This window comes from Streptomyces sp. NPDC052114 (assembly GCF_040680155.1).
Lineage (GTDB): Bacteria > Actinomycetota > Actinomycetes > Streptomycetales > Streptomycetaceae > Streptomyces.
On sequence record NZ_JBFAWC010000026.1, the window covers coordinates 11,959 to 36,910 of the forward strand.

Below are 24,952 nucleotides of genomic sequence, written 5' to 3' on the forward strand. Positions count from 1 at the left end.
CATCGCTGTGACCTGCGGGGAACGATCCCCTCGTTCCGTACGTCACACAGGACGGGTGGGGAGATCGAAGTGTTGGCCGGGCTCTGTCGGATTGGGCGCGGTCATGGCACCATCCCGAGGGCGACCGCAAGTTACTGACGGTAAATCAGCTTTGGGGGTGGCGGAGCGTGACTGGCAAGCGATACTCGACGGCGACGGCCGTGGCGCTGATCTGCGCGGCGACGGTGCTGACCGCACCGGGGACGGCCTTCGCGAGCCCGCCGAGCGCTCCGGCGAGTCCCACGAAGCCACCGGCCGACCCGACTCCCCGTACGGACAAGTCCCTTGAGCAGGTCCGCAAGGAGATCGAGGAGCTCTACCACGACGCGGGCGTGGCCACCGACGCGTACAACGCCGCCGAGGAGAAGGCCGACAAGCAGTCCGAGCAGATCGTGAAGCTGGCCAAGGACATCGTCGAGGGCCAGGCGAAGGTCAAGAAGCTGAAGGCCCGCGCGGGCGCGGCGGCCCGCGCCCAGTACCGCGGCGGCGGCATGCCCGCCGAGGCCCGGCTAATGCTCAGCGAGGACCCGGGCCAGTTCCTGGACGGCGCCGGGCGCATACGGCAGGGCGAGAAGGCGACCAAGGGCCTGCTGACCGAGCTGGAGCGGACCCAGGACGACCTGCGGATCTACGCCAAGGACGCCACCGCGCGCTGGAAGAAGCTGGAGGCCAACCGCAAGGAGCGGGCCGCCTCCAAGAAGAGGATAAAGAAGAAGATCGCGGCCGCCGAGGCGCTGGAGTCCCGCCTGGAGAAGAAGGAGCGGGAGCGGCTGCGCAAGCTGGAGGAGGCGGCCGCCCTCAAGAAGCAGTCGGCGTGGGTGAGTTCGGGCGTGCTGAAGGACATCGGCGGCAAGGCGACGCCCGCGGGCAAGAAGGCCATCGAGTTCGCCACGGCCCAGATCGGCAAGCCGTACGTGTGGGGTGCCGAGGGCCCGGGTTCGTACGACTGCTCGGGGCTGACGTCCAAGGCCTGGGCCGCGGCGGGGAAGGGCATTCCGCGCACCTCGCAGGAGCAGTGGAAGCAGCTGCCGCGCGTCGACGTCAAGAACATGCGCCCCGGCGACCTGATCATCTACCACTCGGACGCGAGCCACGTCGGGCTGTACGTGGGCGACGGCGCCATCGTGCACGCGCCGCGCCCCGGCCGGGACGTGACGCTCGCGGGAGCGGGATCCATGCAGATCCTCGGGGTCGTACGGCCGGACAAGTAGTCCGTCCGTACGGCTGCCTCCGCGGCGGGCGGCCCCACGGGAAGGGCCGCCCGCGCGGGTGCGGGTGTGGTCCGCCCGCCCGGGTGCGGGTGTAACCCGTCCGCGCGGGCGGCGGGAGAGACCGTCCGCGCAGGTGCGGGTGTGACCCAGCGCACGCCCCCGCCCGGCGCTCAACCCTCACGACGTGATGTTCGTCATCCCTGGCGGGACCACGCCGTGCCCAAGTGCGTTCCTGGATGCGGCATATGACGGTGGCCGTTTTCCGTCCGGCATTCCAATGGAGGCACGGCTACCGCTAAGGTCCCCGTCGGTGCCGCGACGACCTGCGCGGCGCCATGCCCTCGGGGGGAGGGAAGGAACCAAGCGATGCCCGTACCCATACCGCGGCAGAGAGCGATCCCGGCCGCGGAAGGCGGTCAGGCTCACGCGGCGCCCCGACACGGGACGGCGGCGCCCGCCCATGACGCGGCCGCCCCAGACACGGCCGGCCAAGGCAACGGCGGCAGCAACGGCTCCGGACTCAGCCTGCTGGTGATCGAGGACGACCCGGCGGGCTCCCTGAGCGTGCCCGAGCTCCTCGACTCCGCGGGCAAGCCCATCCGCATCCGCACCGCCCGCAACCTCACCGAGGCCGAGCGGCTCCTCACCGACGACGTGCACTGCATCCTGCTCGACCTCGCCCTGACGGCCCCGGGCGCCGCCTCCGCGGCCGATGAGGCGGGCGCGGACGAGCTGGCCGCCCTCAGACACGTGCTGCGCCTCGCGCCCCGGCACGCCGTCCTCGCCCTCACCGCGAACGGCGACTCCGAGCGCGGCGCCGAGGCCGTACGCGTCGGCGCCCAGGACTATCTCTTCCGTGACGAGCTGGACGGACGCCTGCTGAGCCGCGCCATCCGGTACGCCGTGGAGCGCAAGCGCGCCGACGCGGCCCAGCGCCAGCTGACCGAGTCGCGGCTGCGCGCCCAGGAGAACGCCCGCCTGGAGCGCGGCCTGCTGCCGACACCGCTCCTGGAGGGCTCACCGCTGCGGTTCGCCGCCCGCTACCGCCCCGGCCGCTCCCGCGCGCTGCTCGGCGGCGACTTCTACGACACCGTGCGCACCCCCGACGGCTCCGTGCACGTCATGATCGGCGACGTGTGCGGCCACGGGCCCGACGAGGCGGCGCTCGGCGTGGAGCTGCGCATCGCCTGGCGGGCGCTGACCTTCGCGGGCCTGTGCGGCGACGAGCTGCTGTCCACGCTGCAGAAGGTCCTGGAGCACGAGCGCGCGGACGACGAGATCTTCGCGACGCTGTGCACGGTCGACATCGCGCCGGACGGCCGCAGGGCCGGACTGTGCCTGGCCGGGCACCCGTCGCCGCTGATCGCGCGCGAGGGGCGGCTCGCGGATCTGCTGCCGTACGAGGACAGCGGCCCGGCGCTCGGGTTGCTGCCGCGGGCCCGCTGGCCGCGCAAGCAGGTGGAGCTGGGCGGGACGTGGAGCCTGATGCTCTACACGGACGGCCTGATCGAGGGCCGTATCGGCCAGGGCAATCAGCGCCTGGGGCAGGAGGGCATGGTGGAGATGATCCGCCGCCAGATCGCCGCGGGGCTGCAGGGCGACGAGCTCCTGGAGGCCGCCGTGAACGAGGTCCGCGACCTCAACGGCGGGGACCTGACGGACGACGTGGCGGTCCTGCTGCTCGACCGGACGCCCGGGGGCCGCTGAGCGCCCCCGGGGCCGGGTCGCCGTGGGTCAGCGGCCGCCGTTGTACGGCCCGTACGGACCGTCGCTGCTGGAGCCGCCGCGACGGCCGCCGCCGCCACCGGTGATCTGCTGGATCGCCGGGCGCACGTCGACCATGTACACGATCGTCGCGACGAGGCCGATGATCGGCAGGAACGACAGGATCGGGAAGAGCAGGTTCACCACGAAGGCGAGCCCGAGGATGATCAGCCAGAACGGCTTGGTCTTCTTGTCCGCGGCACGATAGGCGTCCTCGCGCCGGACCGCGGCGTCGATGAGCGCGAATCCGCTGAAAACGATCAGGGCCAGCGACAGCAGCCACATGAAGTTCGCGAACCCCTGCATCAGCACAACGTCCACCACCAGTCTCGGACCATCGATTACGCGGCCACGGTACCCGCTACCCCGTCAACGGGGCGGGCACGCCGGGAGTGCCCGCCCCACTGTCCGCCTCGCGCCTACTTGGCGGGCGGCGTCGTCTTCTTCGCGGCCGGCTTGCGGGCCGTGGTCTTCTTCGTGGCCGGCTTCTTCGCCGGGGCGGCGGCCTTGGGCTCGGCGGCCGTCACGCTCTTGGGCTCCTGGGCCTCGCCGGCCGCGGGGGCGGTCTCCGGCTCGGCGTCGGGCTCGACGGTCTCGGCCAGGTCGAAGATCTCCTCGGCGGCCTCGCCGCGCCAGGACTTCACGGCCTGCTCGCCGTGCTCGGCCACCTCGTCGTACTTCTCGCGCGCCTTGACCGCGAGCTCGGCGGCCACGCCGACGCCGCGCAGGGCGAGGTCCTGGGCCGTCTCACCGAGCTTCTTCAGGTCGGTGTCGAGCGTGCCGATCACCTCGGTGACCTTCGCCTGGAGAGTCTCCTGCGCCTCCTTGGCGCGGGCGGTGGCCTTGTCCTGGACGGCCTTCGGGTCGGTGTTGCGCACCGCGTCGATGCGGGCCGGCGCCTCGGCGATCAGCTGCTCGACGAGGCCGGGCACCTTCTTCGCCTGCTGGAAGGCGAGGTCCGCGGACCCGGCGACGAAGTACGCGGGGGTGGGGTTGCTGAGGGTCTTGCGCAGGTCATCGGTGATGGCCATGAGGATGGTCCTCCCGGTTTCGCGTGAGCGTGGTCAGCTTGAGGGGTTCTGCTTCGGCTCGGCATCGCCGGCGTCGGCCGTGCGGGCGCCTTCGACGGCGGTGTCCTGCTCCGCGTACGACGAGGTCTCGAAGCCGTTCTCCTTGCGGAACGACTCGTAGATCTGCAACAGCACTTGTTTCTGGCGCTCGTTGATGGAGGGGTCGGCGAGGATGACGGCGCGCGTCTCCAGCTCGTCCCGCTCCTTCTCGTCGAGGATCCCGGCCCGTACGTACAGCGTCTCGGCGGAGATCCGCAGGGCCTTGGCGACCTGCTGCAGGACCTCCGCGCTCGGCTTGCGCAGGCCGCGCTCGATCTGGCTCAGATACGGATTGGACACCCCGGCGGCGTCGGCGAGCTGCCGCAGCGACAGCTGCGCGTTGCGCCGCTGCTCGCGCAGGTACTCACCGAGATTGCCGACGTTGAGTGATGCCATGCCTCGATGGTGCAGCACCCTTGCTAACTTTTGCAAGCGCCTGCTTGCAAAAGTGCGCCACGCCACTGACGCGGGGCCGCGGCTCCCCCGGCGACGGGCCGTCAACTCCCCTGTGCGGCATGCGGTCGCGCGGCGAACGAGGTGCGGTAGGCGCGCGGGCTGGTCGACAGGCGGGAGGCGAAGTGCTGGCGCATGGTGACCTCGCTGCCGAAGCCGGACCGGCGGGCGACCTCGGGCATGGACAGGTCGGTGCGCTCCAGGAGTTTCTGGGCCGCCGCGACGCGCTGGTCCAGGAGCCAGCGCAGCGGGGTGGTGCCGGTGGCCGCCGCGAAGTGCCGGGCGAAGGAGCGCGGCGACATGCCGGCGCGGGCGGCGAGCGCGGCCACCGTGAGCGGCTCGTCGAGACGGGCCAGGGCGAAGGCCCGCACCTCGGCCAGCGCGTCCGCGTCGCGGTCGGCCTGCGGGGTCGGCTGTTCGATGAACTGGGCCTGGGTACCGGTCCGGAAGGGCGCGGTGACCATGGAGCGGGCGATGGTCGCGGCGGCCTCCGCGCCGTGCGCGGCGCGCACCAGGTGCAGGCACAGGTCGATGCCGGCGGCGGTCCCCGCGGCCGTCCACAGATTGCCGTCCTCGACGAACAGGGCGTCCGGCTCGACCCGCACCCGCGGGTGCCGGGCCCGCAGCAGATCGGTCAGCGCCCAGTGGGTCAAGGCCCGGCGCCCGTCGAGCAGTCCCGCCTGGGCGAGCGTGAACGCGCCGCCGCACAGCGCGGCGATGGTGGTGCCCCGGGCGTGGGCGCGGCGCAGCGCCGCGAGGACGGGAGCGGGCGCCGGGGTGACGTGGTCGTCCAGGCCCGGCACGAGGATCAGTTCGGCGCGGGGCAGCCAGGCGAGGGTGCGGTCCGGCGTGAGCGCGAGCCCGCCGCGCATCGGCACCGGTCCGGGGCCCGCGGCCACCCGGCGCAGGTCGAAGGCCGGGACCCCGCGGTCGGTGCGGTCGGCGCCCCACACCTCGGTGATCACCGAGACGTCGAAGGCCCGGATGCCGGGGAAGGCGAGCAGGGCGACGCGGTGGGCCGGGGAGGGGCGGGTCATCCTGGCAGTAAACCATCGACCGCTGTCTTCCTGCCTTCTGTGCGGGCGCCCGCCCCGGCGGCAGGATCGTGGGCATGGAGATCACACAGAACGCGGCGCTGGTCGTGGTGGACGTGCAGAAGGGCTTCGACGAGGCGGAGTTCTGGGGCCCGCGCGACAACCCGGCCGCCGACGGGAACATCGCCTCGCTGATCGCGGCCTGGCAGGGCACGGACCGGCCGGTCGTCTTCGTACGGCACGACTCGGACAAGCCCGACTCGCCGCTGCGGCCCGGGTACGAGGGCAACGACTTCAAGGAGTACGTCGAGGAGCGGCGCGGCAAGGGCGGCGGCCCGGAGCTGCTCGTCACCAAGTCCGTGAACTCGGCGTTCTACGGCACCCCCGACCTCGACGGCTGGCTCAAGGCGGCGGGCATCACCCAGGTCGTCCTGGCCGGCATCCAGACCAACATGTGCGTGGAGACCACCGCCCGCATGGGCGGCAACCTCGGGTACGACGTGCTGGTCGCCCTCGACGCCACCCACACCTTCGACCTGACCGGACCGAACGGCTGGCGTCTGACGGCCGGCGAACTGGCCCGCGCGAGCGCCGTCTCGCTGCACGGCGGGGGCTTCGCCGAGGTGGTGACGACCGGCGAGCTGGTGGCCGCCGCCGGCGCCTGACGACTGGTCAGGGGTACCTCCGCCTCGTCACGCCTCGGACAGCTCGACCCGCGCCTCCTCGTGGGCCAGCGGCTGCGGCATCGGCAGGCCGCTCTTCGTGGACAGCTTCATCAGGTGGGCCCGTACCGCCGCCTCGCCGGGTTCGTAGGCGTCCTCCTTGAGGCGGCTGCTGTTGGTCCATTCGTGCACGCGGCCGTCGCAGACCGCGGCGGTGCCGCCGATCCCGTTCGTCCTGTCCCCCTGCGCCAGGGTGCTGCTGACGAACACCGGGCCGGGGGTGCCGTCGGGCAGGCAGCGGTAGGTGCCGGAGAGGGTGACGGTGCCGTCGTCGGCGACCGTGCCCGCGCCGTTCACCGTCAGGCCGTCGGCGGGGGCCCCGTGGGCGGCGGCGGGGACGGCGGCCCCGGCGAGCGTCAGGAGCAGGGCGGCGACGGCGCGATACGTGGTGGTCATGGCCCGACAACGATCTCCCGGAGGGAGGGGACACGGTACGCGGGACGGCACCGCGTCCGGGCTCCCGGGCGACGGCCCACGCGTACCCGCCCACCCGCGCACTCGCGTACCCGCCCACAAAGAGGCAAGCGCACCTTGACAATCCTCAACTGTCAAGGCGTACTTGCCCCATGACTCTTCCGGACCTGGACGATCTCATCGCGGAAGTCGACCGCCGGTGCGACAGCGCCCTTCGGGACGAGGGGCAGGAGCAGCCCGACTGGCTGGCGCTGCTGGCCGTCGCCGTGCGGGTCTCGGGGCACCTCCAGGCGCTCGCCGACGACTTGGTCGAGGACTACGTCGAGCACTGCCGGATGCACGGGGTCTCGTGGGCCGAGATCGGGGGCGCGCTCGGGGTGACCCGGCAGGCGGTCCAGCAGCGCTTCCACGCGCCGCACAAGCGCTACGGCCCCGAGACCATGTCCGACGAGCTGCGCCGGGCGATGGCCCACGTCAAGCAGGCCGCCGTGGGGCACCGCAACAACTACATCGGCACCGAGCACCTGTTGTGGGGGCTGACCGCCGAGGACAACGGCGCCACCCGCCTGCTGCGCGACGCCGGTGTCCCGCCGGAGGCCGTGCACCGCGCCGTCGGGGCCCGGCTGAGCACGGGCGCCTCCCAGGCCGCCGAGCGGATCGCCTGGACGCCCTACTCCCGCAAGGCGATGGCCCTCGCCGAGGCCCGCGCCGAGCGGAACGGCGCCGAGCGCATCGGCTGCGACGACCTCCTGTCCGGGCTCGTCCAGGTCGGCCGCGGCGTCGCTGCCGACGTCCTCACGGAGGCCGGGCTCGCCCCCGGCGCGACGGACGGTTGACCTTCACCTCGGGGGAAGCCACAGCATCGGTGGTGCCGGGCGAGGTGCCCGGCACGAGGGAGGAATCGGGCATGGGCCTGCTGACCATCGGGGCCTTCGCGAAGGCCTCGCGGCTCTCGCCGAAGGCACTGCGGCTGTACGACGAGCTCGGACTGCTGACCCCCGCCCGCGTCGACCCGGTCACCGGCTACCGCCACTACGCCCCGGAACAGCTCGACCGGGCCCGCCTGGTCGCCTGGCTGCGCCGCCTGGACATGCCGCTGGCCCGCATCCGCCGCGTCTGCGCCCTGGAGGCCGACGCGGCGGCGCAGGAGGTCCGCACGTTCTGGGCCCAGGTCGAGGCCGAGACCGCCGCACGGCGGGACCTGGCCACCTTCCTCGTCAGCCATCTGTCATGGAAGGACCCCGACATGTCCGCTGCCGACCACCGCCTGGCGATCCGCTGCGCCGCCCTGTCCGACGCCGGTCTCGTCCGCGCGAGCAACCAGGACACCGCCTACGCCGACTCCCGCCTCCTCGCCGTCGCCGACGGGTTCGGCCGCGGCGGGGCGCCGGCGAGCGCCGCCGCCGTCGACACCCTCAGGCGCCTGGAGCTCGACACCGACGGCCTCGGCCGCGTCCCCGCGGGCACGCTCCTCAACGTCCTCGAAGAAGTCGTCGCGGACGCGGGGCGCGCCGTGCGCTCGGCCGCGGGCCCCGCCCCGCGGGACGAGGCGGGCACGACGCTCACCGCCCTGCTCTGGACCGGATCGCAGCTGGCCCTCGTCCACATCGGCGACTCCCGCGCCTACCTCCTGCGCGAGGGCGAGTTCCGCCGGATCACCCACGACCACACGCTGGTGCAGTCCATGGTCGACGACGGCCGGCTCAGCCCCGAGGAGGCCTCCTCCCACCCCCAGCGGTCGCTGCTGACCCGGGCCCTCACCGACGGCGCCACCGCCGACCTGCGCCTGCACGACGCCCTGCCCGGGGACCGCTATCTGCTCTGCTCCGACGGCCTGTCCGCCGTCGTCCCCGACGACGGGCTGCGGCAGGTCGTCATGGCGGCCGACGACCCCGAGGAGGCCGTGCGCGAACTCGTCGAGCTGGCCAACCTCCGGGGCGGGCCCGACAACGTCAGCTGTGTGGTCGCCCACGTCGACCACGGGTAACCACTTTTTTGTGGGTACTTGGCGGATCGCGTTCCGGCGGCCAGTCTGGTGGGGACGACGGGGCGCCGGAGCGCGGAGAGGAACGGGATGACGATGCGTCAGGATGCTGATGGGCGTGGGGATTCCGGCTGGAACTCCACCAGCTTGTCCAGGCGCCGGTGCCCCCAGTCCGACAGCGGCTCCAGGGCCGTACAGAGGTCGCGGCCGAACTCCGTGAGGGAGTAGACGGTCTTCAGCGGACGCACGTCGTGCACCTCGCGGTGCACGAGGCCGTCCGCCTCCATCTCGCGCAGCGCCTGCGTCAGCACCTTCTCCGTCAGCCCCGGCAGCAGCCGGAGCAGCTCGCCGGGGCGGTGCGGGCCGCGCTCCAGCGGCCAGAGCAGCGCCGTCTTCCACTTGCCGTCGATCACGGCGATGGCCGCGGTCACGCCGCACACGTTCGGGTCCTGGGCACGGCTGCGCGTCATTCTCATCCCCTTTTATCGCCATTTATTCATGCCTGTACGGGAGTTGGAACATGTCCTCACCCACGGAACAGTCTGCCGTCACCGTCATCGGGCTCGGTCCCATGGGGCGCGCCCTCGCCGCCGCCTTCCTGGCCGCCGGGGTGCGCACCACCGTGTGGAACCGCACGCCCGGCCGTGACGCGGAGCTGGTCGAGCAGGGGGCCGTCAGCGCCCCCACGGCCGAAGCGGCCGTCTCCGCGAGCCCGTTGACGGTCGTCTGTGTCATCAACTACGACGCCTCGGACGCCGTCCTGCGCCGCGACGCGGTCACCGCCGCGCTCAAGGGCCGCACGGTCGTGAACCTCAGCGCCGACACCCCCGACCGGGCCAGGTCCGCCGGGGAGTGGGCCGACGCGCACGGCGTCCGGTACCTGGACGGCGCGATCATGACGCCGACCACGACCATCGGCACCCCGCACGGCGTGTTCCTGTACAGCGGCCCCGCCGGTCTGTACGAGGAGCACCGGCCCGTCCTCGACGCCCTGGGCGGCACCCCCACCCATCTCGGCGAGGACATCGGGCGGGCTGCGGCGTACGACATCGCGCTGCTCGACATCTTCTGGACGTCCATGACCGGCTACATGCACGCCCTCGCGCTCGCGAAGGCGGAGGGCATATCGGCGCGGGAGCTGGCGCCGTTCGCGTCCGGCATCGGCGCGATCCTCCCCGGGGCCTTCCAGGAGTCCGCGGTGGAGGTGGACAACGGCAGCCACTCCGGCGCGGAGAACCCGATCACCTCGGCGGCCTCGACGATGGCCCACGTCGTCCACGCCTCCGAGGCGCACGGCATCGACGCGGGCGTGATGCGCGCCGCCGAGGGCCTGGCCCGCCGCGTCATCGGGCAGGGCCACGGCGCGGACGGGCCGACCCGGATCGTGGAGCTGCTGGGCCGCCGCTGAGGGGTGTGCCCACGGGGCCCGTCACCCACGGGTCCCGGCGTCGGCGGCCTCGCTCAGGGTCGGGTAGTCGGTGTACCCCGCCGCCCCGCCCACGTACATCAGGCCCTTGTCCTGAAGGGGGTTGAGCGGTGCGCCGACGCGCATCCGCTCGACCAGGTCGGGGTTGGCGAGGAACGCGCGGCCCAGCGAGACGAGGTCCGCCCCGGCCGCGAGCAGCCGCTCGCCCGCGTGCCGGCCGCCGTCGGCGGGCAGCGGTCCGCCCCACCCGAGGACCGGGTTGGCGACGAGGGTGCCCGGCCAGCTCGCGCGGATCCGCCGGAAGAACGCGCTGTCGGGGTCGGCGAAGACGACGTGGAGGTAGGCGAGCGGGCCGCCGGGGATGCCCTTGAGGGCGTCGATCAGCTCCGGGTAGAGGGCGTCGGTGTCGCCCTCCTCGATGCCGTTGACGGTGAGGCCGGGTGCGATGCGTACGCCGACCCGCTCGGGTCCGATCGCGTCGGCGACCGCGCGGACGACCTCGACGACGAAGCGGACGCGGTGGGCGACCGGGCCGCCGTAGGCGTCGGTGCGGCGGTTGGTGTTCTTCGCGAGGAACTGGTGGAGGAGGTAGCCGTTGGCCGCGTGCACCTCGACCCCCTCGAAGCCCGCGTCGATCGCGCGGCGGGCGGCGGCCGCGAAGTCGGCGACGGTCGCGTCGATCTCCTCGACGGTCATCTCCCGCGGCTCGACAGCGGGTTGGTGGCCGCTCGGCGTGTGGATGGTGTCCGGCAGCGGCACCGGCGAGGGCGCGACCGGCGTCAGGCCACTGTTGTCGGGGTGCCCGACCCGGCCGCCGTGCTGCAGTTGCAGGAACATCCGGCCGCCCGCGGCGCGCACGGCGTCGGTGACCTGCCGCCAGCCCACGACGTGCGCGTCGTTGTGCATCGCGGTGATGTTGGCGTACGTCTGTCCGACCGCGTTGGGCGTCGACGCCTCGGCGACGATCAGCCCGGCGGAGGCGCGCTGGGCGTAGTAGGTGGCCATGACGGGCTGCGGGACGCCGTCGGCGGAGGCGCGGTTGCGGGTCATGGGGGCCATGACGAGGCGGTTGGGGAGGGGGAGGTCACCGAGGTGGGCGGGGTGGAGGAGGGGGGAGGTGGTGACGGTGGCGGGGGCGGCCCCGGTGGTGGTGGCGGTGGCGGGCGCTTCGGCGGTCGTGGTCATGACGTACTCCCTGTGCTGCGGTGCGGCGCTGCGTCCGCGTGCTCGGCTGACAGGGACGACTGTGCTCGCGAGCGCTTCGGAAGTGCTTCGGGACCGCTGACGGTGCGCTGACGGCGGGGCGGCCGGGCCCCTCCCCGATGGCTCCGCGCCACACCCCGCACCGCCCCGGTGTGGCCCCGGCCCACCTCGTCCGCCGTGGCGGGGAGCGCCCAGAATGGCGGCCCCCACACCCCCGCGGAGGTACTCATGACGTACGGAAGGTCCCTCACGAGAACCCTCAGGAAGACCCTCCCCCGCACGGCCGCCGCCTTCGCCCTCGTCCTCGGCGGCGCGGGCGGCGCCACCGCCGCCGTCCCCTCCCCCATCCCCGGTGAACTGACCGCCCACGACATCGGGTCGGCGTACGTCTCCGGCGTCTCGTCCGGCGGCTATCTCGCCGACCAGCTGCACGTCGCGCACTCCGCGACCTTCGACGGCGCGGGCATCTTCAGCGCCGGGGCGTACGACTGCGCGCAGGGCAGCGTCAACACCGCCCTGTATGCGTGCATGGACACGTACCTGCCGCGCAGGACCCCGGCCCAGCTGGAGCGGCTGACCCGGGACCGCGCGGACGCCGGCCGCGTCGACCCGGTGGCGAACCTGTCGGGCGACCCGGTCTGGCTGTACCACGGCGGCAACGACGGGACCGTCGACCGCGCGGTCAACGACGATCTCGCCGCGTACCACCGGGACTTCGGCGCGAACGTCTCCTACGACACGTCCTCGGCGGCGGGCCACGCCTGGGTCTCCCCGCTGGGCCAGGTGCCGTGCGCGAGCACCGCGTCGCCGTACCTCAACAACTGCGGCGACGACCCCGAACGCGCCATGCTCACGCACCTCTTCGGCGCCCCGGTCCGGCCCGCCACCACCGCACCGCTCGACGGCACGCTCGTCCGCTTCGACCAGAACCGCCACGCGCCCGGCGGCAGCGCGTCGGCCGTCAGCATGGGCAGGGACGGCTTCGCCTACGTGCCGAAGGCCTGCGACTCCGCCGCCGGAGGTCCGTGCCGCCTCATGGTCGCGCTGCACGGCTGTCAGCAGACGTACGGCCAGATCGGCGACGCGTTCATGCGCCAGGCGTATCTGAACGAGTACGCCGACACCAACCGCATGATCGTCCTGTACCCGCAGGCCACCACCTCCCTCGACAACCCGCGCGGCTGCTGGAACTGGTGGGGCTACGGAGGCGACACCCACTACGCCGACCAGGGCGGCAGGCAGATCGCCGCGATCATGAGCATGGTCCGGCGGCTGGGCGGCTGATCAGGCCGCCCGCTCGTTCCTCAGGCCACCAGGCGGGGGCCGGGACCGGCGTCCGCGCCGGCGTCCGGGCGGCTGAAGAACGCCCGCCGGTACTCCCCCGGCGACACCCCGACCTGCTTGAGGAAGTGGTGGCGGAGGTTGTTCGCCGTGCCGAGTCCGCTGAGCTCGCCCACCTTCTCCACCGGCAGGTCCGTCGACTCCAGGAGGCTCTGGGCCCGCGCGAGGCGCTGGTTGAGCAGCCACTGCAAGGGCGTCGAGCCGGTGGCCGCCTGGATCCTGCGGTAGAAGGTGCGCGGGCTCATGGCCGCGCGGCGCGCGAGGTCGTCGACCGTGAGCGGCCGGTCGAGGCGGGCGCGGGCCCAGTCCAGCACGGGACCGAGGCCCTCGTCGTCCGTCTCGGGCACGGACAGGTCGATGAACTGGGACTGCCCGCCGGGGCGATGGGCGGGCACCACCATGCGCCGGGCCAGCTGGTTGGCGACGTGCGCGCCGAGGTCGCGGCGGACCAGGTGGAGGCAGAGGTCCAGGCCCGCGGTGAGCCCGGCGCTGGTCAGGACGTCGCCGTCGTCGACGTAGAGGACGGAGTCGTCGACGGTCACCTTCGGGTAGCGGGCGGCCAGTTGGGCGGTGTGCATCCAGTGGGCGGTGGCCCTGCGCCCGTCGAGGAGGCCCGCCTCGGCGAGCGCGAAGGCGCCCGTGCACAGCGAGACCATGCGGGCGCCCGACTCGTGCGCCCGGCGCAGGGCGTCGGTGAGCCCCGGCGGCAGCGGCGCGCCCTCCTCGACAAAGGCGTCCGGCACCGAGGTCACGACGACGGTGTCGGCGCCGACCAGCCCGTCCAGGCCGTAGGGGGTGCGCAGGCCGAACCCGAAGTCGCCGCCACTGGCGTCCCGTTCGCCCGAGGCGCACAGCCGCAGGTCGTACCAGTGGTCGGACAGGTCGGGCTGCGGCTTGCCGAACACCGTCAGGGGGATGCTCAGTTCGTACAGATCCCAGGATGGGATCCCTATCTCATCGGCCACGACGACCGCGACGGAACCAGCGCTCATCTCCCCGAGCGTACGTCGTCGGCGCGTCCGGTGAGAGCCGTCGACGGCTGGCAGGAATTTGGTGATCGCCGTCACCACTGTCACTGTCGACGGCGCCCGCCCGCTGCGAACGTGGTCCCCATGAACGCCACCACCGGCAAGAACGCCACTCCCGTCACCGTCATCGGCCTCGGCCTCATGGGCGCCGCCCTCGCGTCCGCCCTCCTGGACCGCGACCACCCCACCACCGTCTGGAACCGCTCCCCGCAGAAGGCCGGGCCGCTGGCCGCCCGGGGCGCGCGCGTCGCCGCCACCCCCGCGGAGGCCGTCGCCGCGAGCGACCTCGTCCTCGCCTGCGTCCTCGACTACGACGCCCTGCGCACCGTCCTCGGCCCCGTCGCCGAGGCGGGCGGCCTCGCCGGGAAGGCCCTGGTCAACCTCACCTCCGGCGCGCCGGAGCAGGCCGAGGAGATGGCCCGGTGGGCGGCCTCGCACGGCGCCGACTACCTCGACGGCGGCATCATGACGACCCCGCCCGGCGTCGGCAGCCCGGAGATGATGTTCCTCTACAGCGGCTCGGAGGCCGTCTTCGAGGCCCACCGCGCCACCCTCGCCGCGCTCGGCGACCCGCTGCACCTCGGCACGGAGCCGGGCCTCGCCTCGCTCTACGACTCCGCGCTGCTCGGCCTGATGTGGGCGGCGTTCACCGGCTGGCTGCACGGCACCGCCCTGGTGACCTCGCAGGGCACGTCGGCCGAGGCGTTCACGCAGGTCGCGCTGCGCTGGCTGAACGGCGCCGTCAACGTCTTCCTGTCGACGTACGCGCCGCAGGTCGACGCCGGGAAGTACCCGGGCGACGACGCCACCGTCGACGTACAGATCGCGGCGATCGACCACCTCATCCACGCCGCGAAGGCACGCGGCATCGACAACGGCCTGCCCGAGCTCCTGAAGGCGACGATGGAGCGCACGGCCGCGGCGGGCCACGGCGGGGACAGCTACGCGAGCGTGATCGAGGTGCTGCGGGGCACCACCCCGAAGTAGCCACCGAGCGGGGGCGCCGGAGAAAGATCACCGAAAACGCCCCATTCGGCGGCGGGAGCGGAGAGGATGGATCGGAACGATTCGTCGGCCCGGGGGAAGCCATCCATGAACCGTCCGCTGCGGCACATAGCCGTCTTCTGCGGGATCCTCACGCTCGCCCTGCTGCTGCGCGCGACGTGGGTCCAGTTCGCGGAGAACGACGAGCTGGCGAACCACAAGAACAACCGCCGCGTGCAGATCGAGGCGTTCTCCCACCCCCGCGGCGACATCATCGTCGGCGGCAAGTCCATCACCGGCTCCAAGGAGACCCCGGGCTCCGACTTCACGTACAAGCGGGTCTTCAAGCAGGGCCCCATGTACGCGCCGGTGACGGGCTACTTCTCGCAGGCCCAGGGCGCCACCTTCCTGGAGGGCGTGCACAACGGCATCCTCAGCGGCAACGACGACCGGCTCTTCATCAAGCGCACCCTGGACATGCTGACCGGCAAGAAGCAGCAGGGCGGCGACGTCGTCACCACCATCGACCCGAAGGCCCAGAAGGCGGCGTACGACGGCCTGGTGAACCTGGACGCCAAGGGTGCCGTCGTCGCGCTCGACCCCCGCTCCGGCAAGGTGCTCGCCCTGGCCAGCACCCCGTCGTACGACCCGTCCGTCTTCGCGGGCATCTCGTCCGCCGAGGGCGAGAAGTTCGCGGCGCTGGGCAAGCGCAAGGACAAGCCGCTCAACAACCGCGCGCTGCGCGAGATCTACCCGCCCGGCTCCACCTTCAAGATCCTCACGGCGGCCGCCGCCCTGGAGCACGGCGTGGTGACGGACGTCGACAAGCCGACCGGCGCCCCGACCCCGTACAAGCTGCCCCTCAGCTCCACCCGCATCGGCAACGACGTGCCGGACGCCAACTGCGACAAGGTCTCCGTGAAGACCGGCATGCAGTGGTCCTGCAACAACGTCTTCCTCGACCTCGCGCACAAGCTCGGCAAGGACAAGATGCGCGAGACGGCGGAGAAGTTCGGCTTCAACGAAGAGCAGTTCATTCCCGTACGCGCGGTCGCCAGCAGCTACCCGGAGAAGCTCGACCAGCCGCAGACCGCGCTGACCGGCATGGGCCAGGGCAGCCTGACCAGCACCCCGCTGCAGATGGCGATGGTCGCGGCGGGCATCGCCAACGACGGCAAGGTCATGAAGCCCTATCTGGTCGAGGAGTTGCGCGGCCCCGACCTCTCGACGATCGAGAAGGCCTCCCCCGACACCCTGAACCAGGCCGTCTCCGAGAAGACCGCGAAGACGGTGCAGGACATGATGGAGAACACCGTCGAGAACGGCACGGCCAACAAGGCGCGGATCGACGGCGTCACGGTCGGCGGCAAGACCGGCACGGCCCAGCACGGCGCGAACGTCAGCGACGAGCGCCCGTACGCGTGGTTCGTCTCCTACGCCAAGAACGACGACGGCGAGTCGCCCGTCGCCGTCGCCGTCTTCGTCGACCCGTCCGACATGAACATCGCGCGCGAGGAGATCGCGGGCGGCAAGCTGGGGGCGCCGATCGCGAAGGCGGTCATGGAGGCGGTGCTGTCGCGGTAGCGCGGTACGGCCCCGGGCTCACGCCCGCCACGGCAGCGGCCGGCTGTGCAGGACGTCGAGCCGGGACACCGCGCGGGTCAGGACGACGTACAGCCGGTGGAGTCCGCGCGCCTCGGCCTCCGCGACGGCCGCCGGTTCGACGGCCACGACGTGGTCGTACTCCAGCCCCTTGGCGACGGAGGCGGGCAACAGCGTGACGCGGGAGCCCAGTTCGTCCGGTCCTGCGGTCTCGACACCGGCGGCGGCCAGCGCGGCGCGCAGCCGGTCGACGTCCGCGTCGGCGGCGATGACCCCGATCGAGCCCTCCCGGCCGAGCGCCCCGCGCACCGCGTCGACGGTGGCGGCGGCCACGTCCGGCACCTCCCTGACCCTCAGCTCCCCGTCCCCGCGCATCGAACGGGCGGGCGGCACGTCCACGTCGAGGCGGGCGAGCAGTTCGTTGGCGAGGGCGACGATCGCGCGCGGCACCCGGAACCCGGTGGTCAGCGGGGTCACCGTGGCGTCCGGCTTGCCGAGGTGGGCGAGCAGCTCGGACCAACTGCGCGCCGCCCAGGGGGTGGTGGCCTGGGCGAGGTCGCCGAGCACGGTCAGCGAGCCGAAGTCCGCGCGCCGCGCGATCGCCCGGCACTCCATGGGCGAGAGGTCCTGCGCCTCGTCGACGACGATGTGGCCGTACCCGGCCGGGCGCTCCAGGAGGCCCTCGACCTCGTCGAGCAGGATCAGGTCGGCGGCGCTCCACTTGGCCGACTTGTACGAGCGCGGGGGCTTCGCCCACAGGAGCGCCCGCTGCTCCGCGGCGTCCAGGACACCGTCCGCCGCCGCGGCGAGCGCGTCCGCGTCGGTGAACAGGGCGGCGAGCACCTCGTCCGCCCGGACCCTGGGCCAGGCGGCGTCGACGAAGGCGCTGACGGGGCGGGCCCTGCCGATCTTCTGGAGCCAGGTGTTGTTCCGCGGCCCCGACCGGCGCTCGGCCTGCTCCTGGATGGCCCGTACGACGCGGTTGCGCACGCGCTCGCGCCCTACGGCGTAGGGCGGTTCCTCCTCGCGTACGTCCTCGATGATCCGCTCCAGTTCCCCGAGCGGCACCCGCCAGCGGTACGAACCGTCCGGCACCGCGAGCGAGTCGGCGGGCGCCGCCACCCGGGAGTAGAGCGCGCGGCGCAGCACCTCGGCCGTCCGGGCGTCGTGCTTGACGGCGGCGGTGGCCTCGTCGTCGTGGGCGCGCACCGGGTGGCTCCCGAACTCGTCCTGGACGGTCGACTGCCGTACGCCGGTCTCGCCGAGGGAGGGCAGCACCTCGGCGATGTAGCGGAGGAAGGTGCGGTTGGGTCCGAGGATCAGGAGCCCGGAACGCTGCACGCGCTGGGGGTGGGTGTAGAGGAGATACGCGGCGCGGTGCAGGCCCACGGCGGTCTTGCCGGTGCCGGGGGCGCCCTGGACGCAGACGGAGGCGGCGAGTTCGCCGCGGACGAGGTCGTCCTGCTCGGGCTGGATGGTGGCGGCGATGTCGCGCATGGGGCCGACGCGGGGCCGCTCGATCTCACCGGCGAGGATGCGGCTGTGGGCGGTGGGGGCGGCTTCCGTCAGGAGCTCGTCCTCCATGCCGGTGAGGTCGGCGGAGTCGCCCCTGCTGCCGGGGGCCCAGCCGAACCGGCGGCGTACGGCGACGCCTTGGGGGTCGCGGGCGCCGGCCTGGTAGAAGGCGCGGGAGACGGGGGCGCGCCAGTCGACGACCAGGGGCGGGGCGGAGGGGTGCTCGGTCACGCGCAGCCGCCCGATGTGATAGCGCTGCCCGCGGTGATCACCGGCGCGCGCCCCTTCGGCCCCGCCGTCCGCGAAGTCCAACCGGCCGAAGAACAACGGCCCTTGGGGCAGCTCGCGCATGACCTTGGCCTGGCTGCGGAACTCGTAGCCGAGGACTTCGGCGTCGGCGCCGGACGCGGAGACGTCCGACCCTCCGACGACCCGCTCCTCCACCCCTTCGATCATGCCGGTGAGGGCGGCGCGGCAGGCGTCGTGGTAGCCGCGCTCCTGGGCGAGGGCGTCGGGGGCGTGGCCGTCGGCGGCGTGACCGTCGGAGGCCCGGGCGGAGGCGTCGGTCGGCTGGGCGGCGGGAGCATCGGGCGTCGTCGTCATGCCGACCAGAATAATGTAACCGAGTTAAATTTGTAACCCGGTTCCATTGAGGCCTACACTTCCCTCCATGGACAGCGAGAGCGGCAAGGGCAGCGTCGACACGAGTGCGCGCACCGGCACCGCAGCCCCTCCGGCGGAGGGGCTGCGGGCACGCAAGAAGCAGCGCAGGTACGAGGTGATCTCGGAGACGGCGATCGCGCTGTTCCTGGAGAAGGGCTTCGAGAAGGTGTCGGTGGCGGAGGTGGCGGCGGCGGCCGAGATCTCCAAGCCGACCCTGTTCCGCTACTTCCCGTCGAAGGAGGACCTGGTCCTGCACCGCTTCGCGGACCACGAGGACGAGGCGGCCCGCGTGGTCGCCGGCCGCCCGGCCGAGCGCGCCGCGCTCGACGCACTTCAGCGGCACTTCCTCGACGGCCTGGAGCGCCACGACCCGGTGACGGGCCTCAACGACCACCCCGGCGTCCTGTCCTTCCACCGCCTCCTCTACGGCACCCCGTCACTGGTGGCCCGCCTCCACGGCTACCAGGACCGCTCCGAACAGGCCCTGGCCGCAGCCCTGGTGGACGCCCACGGCGGCGACACGCTGGAGGCCCGCATCGCCGCCGCCCAGATCGTCGCCGTCCAGCGCGTCCTCGCGAGCGAGAACTGGCGCCGCATCGCGGCGGGCGAGCCGGCGGACGAGGTCCTGGCGGACGCGGTGACGTCGACGAACCGGGCGTTCGGCCAGCTGCGGTCGGGGCTTGCGCGGTACGCGTGAGCGGGCGCGGTGGCAGGCCGGGCCCGAGCCGTCCGGCTCAGCCCTCGCGCCGCCCCCGCGGCCCCTCCAGCGACACGGCCACCCCGTCCAGCACCCGTTCGAGCCCGAACTCGAACTCCGCGTCCGCCGCGTCCGCCTCGCCCAGCGCCCCGGTCCCGAGCAGTCGCCGCAGCATGGGGAAGCGGTCGGGGGCGGTCGCGGTCAGGGCGTCGACCGTGCGTTCGTAGCGCCGCATGACCTCATCCGGCGCGAGGCCCTCCGCCCGCATCGCGGCGTCGAGGTCGGCCATGAGGGAGACCTCGCTGCGGACGTAGCCGCCGACCAGCATCAGTACGGAGATCATCCAGCCCTCGTCCATGCCGCTGCCGTCGAGGGTTTCGAGGCCGCTCTCCATCCACTCCAGGCCGTGCGGCGTCGCGGGCGGTGAGCTGACGGGCATGCGCAGCAGCCACAGGTTCCGCTGGAAGACGGAGCGCTGCTCCCGGGCCCACCACGCGAGGCCCGCGCGCCAGCCCGCCGCGGACTCCGGACGCCGCGGCGGCACCCCCGTCGCCTCGTCCTGCATCAGGACGTACAGCTCGTCCCTGGCGGAGACGTACCGGTAGAGGGACATCGTCGAGACGCCGAGTTCCTTGGCGATCCGCCCCATGGACACCGCCCCGATGCCCTCCCCCGACGCGACGGCGATGCCGGTGGCGACGATGCGGTCCAGGGTGAGTCCGGGCCTGGGCCCCTTCGAGGGGCGTTCGCGCAGCCCCCAGGCCGTTTCGAGCACGGCGGTCAGCCCCGTGGATCCGACAGGGGGGCCCACGACCGGCCCGGGGGCGGACTCGGCGGACAGCCCGGAGCCGGACCCGGCAGGACGCCCCGGGGCCGGCCCCGCGCCTTCACCCTTGTCGCCCGCCACACCCGATCCCTTCGCCCTCTCCCCGGTCACGCTTGACGCACATCCTAGTTCTGCGTAACCCTTAAACAGTAATGCGTATGCCTTACGCAATAGCTGAGGAGTACCCATGCGTCCAGCCATCGAGGCCACCGGCCTCCACAAGACCTACGGCGCCGTCTCCGTCCTGCGCGGCGTCGACCTGTCCGTGCCGCCCGGCACCGTCTTCGCCCTGCTCGGCCAGAACGGCGCGGGCAAGACCACCACCGTCCGCATCCTCGCCACCCTCACCGAGCCCGACGCGGGCACGGCGCGGATCGCGGGGCACGACACCCGCACGCACCGTCGGGCGGCCCGCCGCGCGCTCAGCCTCACCGGGCAGTACGCGGCCGTCGACGAGAAGCAGACCGGCGCCGAGAACCTCCGGATGATGGCGCGGCTCGCCGGCCTGTCCCGCCCCGCGGCCCGCGCCCGCGCCACCGCGCTCCTCGCCCGCTTCGGGCTCACCGACGCGGGCGACCGCCTGGTCGGCACGTACTCGGGCGGCATGCGCCGCCGCGTCGACCTGGCGGCGGGGCTGGTCGGCGACCCCGAGGTGATCTTCCTGGACGAGCCGACGACGGGCCTCGACCCGCGCAGCCGCCAGGAGATGTGGACGGTGGTCCGCGAGCTGACCGCGCAGGGCACCACGGTCTTCCTCACCACCCAGTACCTGGAGGAGGCCGACCGCCTTGCCGACCACATCGCGGTGCTCCACGAGGGCCGGGTGGTCGCCGACGGCACGGCGGACGCGCTCAAGTCACGCGTGGCGGGCCACCGCGTGGACCTCACGCTCACCACGCAGGCCGCCTACCTCCGCCTGACGGACCGCGCGGTCCACCACGCCCCCGACACGCTCACCCTCGGCATCCCGACCGACGGCACCGCGCCCCACGTACGCGCCCTGCTCGACGAACTCGACCCGCACCGCACGGACATCGCGGACTTCGCGGTCCGCACGGCGACGCTGGACGACGTCTTCCTCGCGCTCACGGGCCCCACCGCCACGCACTCCGCCAAGGAGCCCGCCCATGCCTGAGACCCTGCGCCTCCCCCTGCCCCACGCCCTCACGATGACCGGCCGCTCCCTGCGGCTGAGCAGCCGCAACACCGACGCACTGATCACGGCGCTCGCACTGCCGGTGATGCTGCTCCTGATCTTCGTGTACTTCTTCGGCGGGGCGATCGAGACGGGCACGGCGTACGTCACGTACGTCGTCCCCGGAGTCCTCCTGCTCTGCGCCGGCTTCGGCTCGGCGAACACGGCCATCGCCGTGACCGAGGACCTCAAGGGCGGGATCGTCGACCGCTTCCGCTCGCTCGACATCGGCGGGGCCGCGTTCCTGACGGGACACGTCCTGGCCTCCACGGCCCGCAACCTCGTCGCGACGACCCTCGTCCTCGGCGTGGCCTACGCGATCGGCTTCCGTCCGGCGGCGACCCCGTCGGGCTGGCTCGCGGCGGCGGCCGTGCTCGTCGCCTTCGTCCTCGCGCTGTCGTGGCTCTCGGCGACGGTGGGCCTGCTCGCCCAATCCCCCGAGGCGGCGGGCGGTTTCACGTTCTTCGTGAGCTTCCTGCCCTACCCCAGCAGCGCCTTCGTCCGCACCGACACGATGCCGTCGTGGCTCGCGGCCTTCGCCGACCACCAGCCGGTGACCCCGGTCATCGAATCCCTGCGGGGCCTCCTCCTGAACCAGCCGGTGGGCCACACCCCGTGGCTGGCCCTGACGTGGTGCGCGGGCATTCTCCTGGTCTCCGTCGCCCTCTCCGCCGTCCTGTTCAGGAGGCGTTCCCGGTAGGGAGGGGCGAGGACACCGCCCACAGCGCGTCGAAGTAGTCCTGGCGCTGCGTGATCTTCTCCCGGCCCGCGGCGCCCGACGCGGAATGCCAGCGGGTGAGGATCGCGTGGTAGCCCATGAGGTCGAGCACCTGCCGCTCCGGACCCGTGCCGGCCGGCCGCTCCTCCAGCTTGTCGTAGATGCCGTCGAAGAGTTCCTCGCGGTCGATCAGGCAGAACTTCAGCCCCGGCGTGATGCGCAGGGCGCGGAACTCCGCGTCGAGGTCGGCCCGGTCCTGGTGCCGCAGCCGCCGGGCGAGATCCTTCATCGTGGACTCGTACTGCTGGACCTTGCGCAGCAGTTCGGCGCGGAACAGCGGGTCGTCCACGGCCCTGCCCCGCTCGTCCAGCATGCCGGGTATCGCCATCTCGGCCGTGAAGTCCGGCACGAGGATCCGCAGCGTCACCACGCGCCGCGCGCCCGCGTCGAGGACCTCCAGGCTGCGGCTGATCGGATACAGCACGGTCTCACCGGTGAATCCGACGGCGTCGATCCGGGTCCTTCTGTCCCTCTTCCGCGCCGCCAGCGCACGGTCGAAGTACTCTCCCAGGTCCGCGGTCGGCACCTCGTCCCTGACCGCGGGCCTCAGGGCGTCCTTGAGCCCCCGCAGCTCGCCGTAGAGGACGAAGGCGACCAGGCTGAGGAGGGCACCGCCGAGAAACGCCTTGCCCTCCAGGGCGTCCCCCACCGGCTGCACGAACTGCGCGACCAGACCGAGGACGAACACACCGAGCAGCGCCGTCTTGGTGACGAAGCTCTCCGCCCTGGCCCAGCTCTCCGTGGGCCGCGTCCCACGTCGACCACCCGCCATCACCAAACCTCCCCGCAGTCAGGTGAGTTGAGCGGTACGCCCAACAGCCAGGCCATGGTGCCCGGTGCCCGCGCGGTCAGGAAGAGCGCCGACGGATCAGGGCGCCTTCGGTGCGCGCAGCACCCCGAGCAACGGTTCGAGCGAGCGCAGGACGAGGTCGGCGCCCGCCGCGCGCAGCGCCGACTCCTTGCCCTCGTTGCGGGCGTAGCCCACGAAGAGGACCTTGGCGTCCCGCGCCGCGCCCAGGTCGGTCGCCGTGTCGCCGATCATGAGCGCGTCGGCGGGCTCGGCACCCAGCCCGCGCAGGGCGCGTTCGAGGCTGTCGGGGTGCGGTTTGAGGAGGTCGGGGCGGTCCGTACGGCCGTAGATGTGCGGGCCGAAGGCGTCGGTGAGGCCGTGCCGGTGGAGGTGGGCGGCGACGGCGCGCGGCGCGTTGTTGGTGACGACGGCGATCCGCGTGCCCCGCGCCCGCAGCGCGCGGACGAGCCGGTGGGCGCCGGGGGTGGGCAAAGCCGTGAGCGCCGCCGTCGCCTCGCCCGCCGTCAGGAGCGTCTCGAACTCGGCGAGCAGGGCGCGGTCCGCAAGGGCCCGGTCCATGGCGCGCAGTACGTCGTGGGGGTCGATGGACCCCTCTTCCTCGGGCGTGAGGACGCCGTCGATGCCGTGGCGCCGGGCCAGCTCCCTGAGGTCGTCGGCGACGCGCTTGGAGGACCCGTCGGGGAAGAGCCGGCAGAGGGGGCCGTCGAAGTCGAAGAGCACACAGCCGTCGGCGGGGACCGCCAAAAGGCGCCGCACCTCTCGCAGTTCATGCGTCAAGGCCCGCTCCGCGCGGCCCGCGGCACCCCCGGCGTGCCCCTCGGCGGCCGCCTCCTGCCCCTCGGCACCCGTCACGTCTCTCCGGCCCCGTCCGTCGGCGTCATCGGCGGCGTCACCGGTCCCGCTCTCCGTCCGGCGCCCCGCCCCGTCGCTCAGGGCGCGGCCGAACGGCCCCTCGTACCAGTCCCGCAGGGCCCGTGCCGCCCGGCCCTCGTCGGGCACTTCCTCCAGCTTCAGGGGTTCGGCCGCGCGCCGCAACGCCCGGCAGACCCGGACGGCCGCGCCCGCGTAGTCGGCCGCGTCCGGCACACCCGGCAGCACGGTCAGGCCCAGGGCGGCCCGCATGACGTCGGGGAAGACGGACTGGGCGTACTCGAAGTCCAGGTAGACCGGCAGATCGGCGTCGAGCCCCGCCGTCATGTCCTGGTGGCCCGCCCGCTCCATCGCCTCGGCCCACAGCCGCGTCATCGCGGTCTGCTCCTCCTTGGCGTAGTCCATGCGGACAAGATGGGTGGCGAGGTCGTGCACGGGGTCGCCGTACATCGCCGCCTCCCAGTCGATGACGGCGATCTGTTTGCGGTCGACGACGACGTTTGCGCGATGCACATCGGTGTGGAGGAGACAGAAGCTGCGCGGTGTCAGGGGCGGGCGTTCCGGGTCGTCCCGGAACGCCGTCATGATGTCCGGGCGGATGCCGACGGCCGTGAAGAGGTCCTCGAACCGCCAGCGGTTCGGTCCGTGCACACGGTCCTCGGCGAAGTCGATCAGCCAGTCGAGGAACCGCTGGCTCTGCCGGTTCTCGGGCCAGCCGGCGGGTCTGGGCGGCAGTTCCTCCTCGGGCACGGCCGCCGTCCTGGCGAAGAACTCGGCGAACCGGCCCATGATCTGCTCGCCGACGGGCCCCTCGGGGTGGGCCTCGGAGAGCACCGTGCCCGCCCGGTAGGAGTGCAGCGACCAGTCCCCGAAGTCCCGGAAGCAGCGCGGGACCTCCTTGAGGTGCCGGCTCACGACCGTGAGGAGCTTCGCCTCGCTCGGCCAGATGCGCGGCACCACCTCCACGGCCTCGCGCGGCATCCGGCACTTGACCCGCGCCCGGAACGGCATCGTGTGCAACAGCAAGGCGAGCGACCAGCCGAGCGGCACCACGTAGTTGATGTTGTGGTGACCGGTCACCACTTGGCGGTCCGGGTGGTTCCTGTGCGTGTCGGCGAGGCGTCGGATCCACGACTCACGGCGACCGCTCTTCGGCGCCCCGTGGGGAATGCGGGGCGGAGATGACGGCATGAGCGCAGAGGTTAGCCGTTCAACGGAACCGTTCCTGCCACATGCCAGGATGTGGACATCGGCGTGCCGTTTTACCGCGTCCGGCCCCTCCT

The 24,952-nt window shown here is 72.9% G+C and carries 24 protein-coding genes; 12 read left to right on the forward strand and 12 right to left on the reverse strand.

Annotated features, from left to right (window positions below; all coding sequences use genetic code 11):
- Positions 1 to 167: 167 nt before the first annotated feature.
- Positions 168 to 1,250, forward strand: coding sequence for a C40 family peptidase (locus AB0L89_RS37135; RefSeq protein WP_365151637.1), 1,083 nt, complete (start codon positions 168 to 170; stop codon positions 1,248 to 1,250).
- 366 nt (positions 1,251 to 1,616) lie between these two features.
- Positions 1,617 to 2,957 carry a fused response regulator/phosphatase gene (locus tag AB0L89_RS37140; RefSeq protein ID WP_365151639.1) on the forward strand — a complete coding sequence of 447 codons (1,341 nt, stop codon included), beginning with the start codon at positions 1,617 to 1,619 and terminating at the stop codon, positions 2,955 to 2,957.
- Positions 2,958 to 2,984: 27 nt separating this feature from the next.
- Here AB0L89_RS37140 and AB0L89_RS37145 read toward each other — a convergent pair whose 3' ends face one another.
- From AB0L89_RS37145 to AB0L89_RS37160, 4 genes are all read right to left on the reverse strand, one after another.
- The gene (locus AB0L89_RS37145) at positions 2,985 to 3,320 is read right to left on the reverse strand and encodes a DUF2516 family protein (protein ID WP_365151640.1); all 336 of its coding nucleotides are present in this window, start codon (positions 3,318 to 3,320) and stop codon (positions 2,985 to 2,987) included.
- Positions 3,321 to 3,433: 113 nt separating this feature from the next.
- Positions 3,434 to 4,045 carry a hypothetical protein gene (locus AB0L89_RS37150; RefSeq protein ID WP_365151642.1) on the reverse strand — a complete coding sequence of 204 codons (612 nt, stop codon included), beginning with the start codon at positions 4,043 to 4,045 and terminating at the stop codon, positions 3,434 to 3,436.
- Positions 4,046 to 4,078: 33 nt separating this feature from the next.
- A complete protein-coding gene (locus AB0L89_RS37155; protein ID WP_365151644.1) occupies positions 4,079 to 4,519 on the reverse strand; it encodes a helix-turn-helix transcriptional regulator in 441 nt (146 codons plus the stop codon).
- A 101-nt stretch (positions 4,520 to 4,620) separates the two neighbouring features.
- Entirely contained in the window at positions 4,621 to 5,613 is a 993-nt protein-coding gene (locus AB0L89_RS37160) for a helix-turn-helix domain-containing protein (RefSeq protein WP_365151646.1), read from the reverse strand.
- Between the two features lie 74 nt (positions 5,614 to 5,687).
- Between AB0L89_RS37160 and AB0L89_RS37165 the strand changes: the two genes are divergently transcribed.
- Positions 5,688 to 6,275, forward strand: a complete 588-nt coding sequence (locus tag AB0L89_RS37165) for a cysteine hydrolase family protein (RefSeq protein WP_365151648.1) — start codon at positions 5,688 to 5,690, stop codon at positions 6,273 to 6,275.
- A 27-nt stretch (positions 6,276 to 6,302) separates the two neighbouring features.
- Here AB0L89_RS37165 and AB0L89_RS37170 read toward each other — a convergent pair whose 3' ends face one another.
- The gene (locus AB0L89_RS37170; protein WP_365151650.1) at positions 6,303 to 6,728 is read right to left on the reverse strand and encodes a DUF6299 family protein; all 426 of its coding nucleotides are present in this window, start codon (positions 6,726 to 6,728) and stop codon (positions 6,303 to 6,305) included.
- 170 nt (positions 6,729 to 6,898) lie between these two features.
- Between AB0L89_RS37170 and AB0L89_RS37175 the strand changes: the two genes are divergently transcribed.
- Together AB0L89_RS37175 and AB0L89_RS37180 are read left to right on the forward strand one after the other, a co-directional pair.
- On the forward strand, positions 6,899 to 7,582 hold the full coding sequence (locus AB0L89_RS37175; RefSeq protein ID WP_365151652.1) for a Clp protease N-terminal domain-containing protein: 684 nt from the start codon (positions 6,899 to 6,901) through the stop codon (positions 7,580 to 7,582).
- Positions 7,583 to 7,653: 71 nt separating this feature from the next.
- A complete protein-coding gene (locus AB0L89_RS37180) occupies positions 7,654 to 8,733 on the forward strand; it encodes a MerR family transcriptional regulator (RefSeq protein WP_365151654.1) in 1,080 nt (359 codons plus the stop codon).
- Positions 8,734 to 8,831: 98 nt separating this feature from the next.
- On the opposite strand, the gene AB0L89_RS37185 is transcribed toward AB0L89_RS37180, so the two are convergent.
- Positions 8,832 to 9,200, reverse strand: a complete 369-nt coding sequence (locus AB0L89_RS37185) for a helix-turn-helix domain-containing protein (protein ID WP_365151656.1) — start codon at positions 9,198 to 9,200, stop codon at positions 8,832 to 8,834.
- Positions 9,201 to 9,250: 50 nt separating this feature from the next.
- Here AB0L89_RS37185 and AB0L89_RS37190 point away from each other — a divergent pair, with 50 nt between their 5' ends.
- Entirely contained in the window at positions 9,251 to 10,138 is an 888-nt protein-coding gene (locus AB0L89_RS37190; RefSeq protein WP_365151658.1) for an NAD(P)-binding domain-containing protein, read from the forward strand.
- A 21-nt stretch (positions 10,139 to 10,159) separates the two neighbouring features.
- Here the strand turns inward: AB0L89_RS37190 and AB0L89_RS37195 are convergent, their stop codons facing one another.
- Positions 10,160 to 11,341 carry an alkene reductase gene (locus AB0L89_RS37195; RefSeq protein ID WP_365151660.1) on the reverse strand — a complete coding sequence of 394 codons (1,182 nt, stop codon included), beginning with the start codon at positions 11,339 to 11,341 and terminating at the stop codon, positions 10,160 to 10,162.
- Between the two features lie 246 nt (positions 11,342 to 11,587).
- Between AB0L89_RS37195 and AB0L89_RS37200 the strand changes: the two genes are divergently transcribed.
- Complete coding sequence (locus tag AB0L89_RS37200) at positions 11,588 to 12,643, forward strand: PHB depolymerase family esterase (protein ID WP_365151662.1); 1,056 nt, start codon at positions 11,588 to 11,590, stop codon at positions 12,641 to 12,643.
- Between the two features lie 20 nt (positions 12,644 to 12,663).
- On the opposite strand, the gene AB0L89_RS37205 is transcribed toward AB0L89_RS37200, so the two are convergent.
- The gene (locus AB0L89_RS37205) at positions 12,664 to 13,692 is read right to left on the reverse strand and encodes a helix-turn-helix domain-containing protein (protein ID WP_365151664.1); all 1,029 of its coding nucleotides are present in this window, start codon (positions 13,690 to 13,692) and stop codon (positions 12,664 to 12,666) included.
- Between the two features lie 120 nt (positions 13,693 to 13,812).
- Between AB0L89_RS37205 and AB0L89_RS37210 the strand changes: the two genes are divergently transcribed.
- Both AB0L89_RS37210 and AB0L89_RS37215 read left to right on the forward strand, forming a co-directional pair.
- Positions 13,813 to 14,715: an NAD(P)-binding domain-containing protein gene (locus tag AB0L89_RS37210; RefSeq protein ID WP_365151666.1), complete on the forward strand. Its 903-nt coding sequence runs from the start codon at positions 13,813 to 13,815 to the stop codon at positions 14,713 to 14,715.
- A 105-nt stretch (positions 14,716 to 14,820) separates the two neighbouring features.
- Complete coding sequence (locus tag AB0L89_RS37215; RefSeq protein ID WP_365151668.1) at positions 14,821 to 16,296, forward strand: penicillin-binding protein 2; 1,476 nt, start codon at positions 14,821 to 14,823, stop codon at positions 16,294 to 16,296.
- Between the two features lie 18 nt (positions 16,297 to 16,314).
- Here AB0L89_RS37215 and AB0L89_RS37220 read toward each other — a convergent pair whose 3' ends face one another.
- Positions 16,315 to 18,432 (reverse strand): AAA family ATPase, encoded by a 2,118-nt coding sequence (locus tag AB0L89_RS37220; protein ID WP_365151670.1) that lies wholly within the window; start codon positions 18,430 to 18,432, stop codon positions 16,315 to 16,317.
- A gap of 67 nt (positions 18,433 to 18,499) precedes the next feature.
- Here AB0L89_RS37220 and AB0L89_RS37225 point away from each other — a divergent pair, with 67 nt between their 5' ends.
- Positions 18,500 to 19,189, forward strand: coding sequence for a TetR/AcrR family transcriptional regulator (locus tag AB0L89_RS37225; protein WP_365151672.1), 690 nt, complete (start codon positions 18,500 to 18,502; stop codon positions 19,187 to 19,189).
- A gap of 37 nt (positions 19,190 to 19,226) precedes the next feature.
- On the opposite strand, the gene AB0L89_RS37230 is transcribed toward AB0L89_RS37225, so the two are convergent.
- Positions 19,227 to 19,964: a TetR/AcrR family transcriptional regulator gene (locus AB0L89_RS37230; RefSeq protein ID WP_365151674.1), complete on the reverse strand. Its 738-nt coding sequence runs from the start codon at positions 19,962 to 19,964 to the stop codon at positions 19,227 to 19,229.
- Positions 19,965 to 20,202: 238 nt separating this feature from the next.
- Here AB0L89_RS37230 and AB0L89_RS37235 point away from each other — a divergent pair, with 238 nt between their 5' ends.
- Both AB0L89_RS37235 and AB0L89_RS37240 read left to right on the forward strand, forming a co-directional pair.
- Entirely contained in the window at positions 20,203 to 21,150 is a 948-nt protein-coding gene (locus AB0L89_RS37235) for an ATP-binding cassette domain-containing protein (RefSeq protein WP_365151676.1), read from the forward strand.
- Positions 21,143 to 21,910 (forward strand): ABC transporter permease, encoded by a 768-nt coding sequence (locus AB0L89_RS37240; RefSeq protein WP_365151678.1) that lies wholly within the window; start codon positions 21,143 to 21,145, stop codon positions 21,908 to 21,910. The genes AB0L89_RS37235 and AB0L89_RS37240 overlap by 8 nt, the downstream gene beginning before the upstream one ends.
- Here AB0L89_RS37240 and AB0L89_RS37245 read toward each other — a convergent pair.
- Positions 21,891 to 22,760, reverse strand: a complete 870-nt coding sequence (locus AB0L89_RS37245) for an ATP/GTP-binding protein (protein ID WP_365151680.1) — start codon at positions 22,758 to 22,760, stop codon at positions 21,891 to 21,893. The two genes, AB0L89_RS37240 and AB0L89_RS37245, sit on opposite strands and share 20 nt — an antisense overlap.
- A gap of 96 nt (positions 22,761 to 22,856) precedes the next feature.
- Positions 22,857 to 24,749 carry an HAD family hydrolase gene (locus tag AB0L89_RS37250; RefSeq protein ID WP_365151682.1) on the reverse strand — a complete coding sequence of 631 codons (1,893 nt, stop codon included), beginning with the start codon at positions 24,747 to 24,749 and terminating at the stop codon, positions 22,857 to 22,859.
- Positions 24,750 to 24,952: the final 203 nt, after the last annotated feature.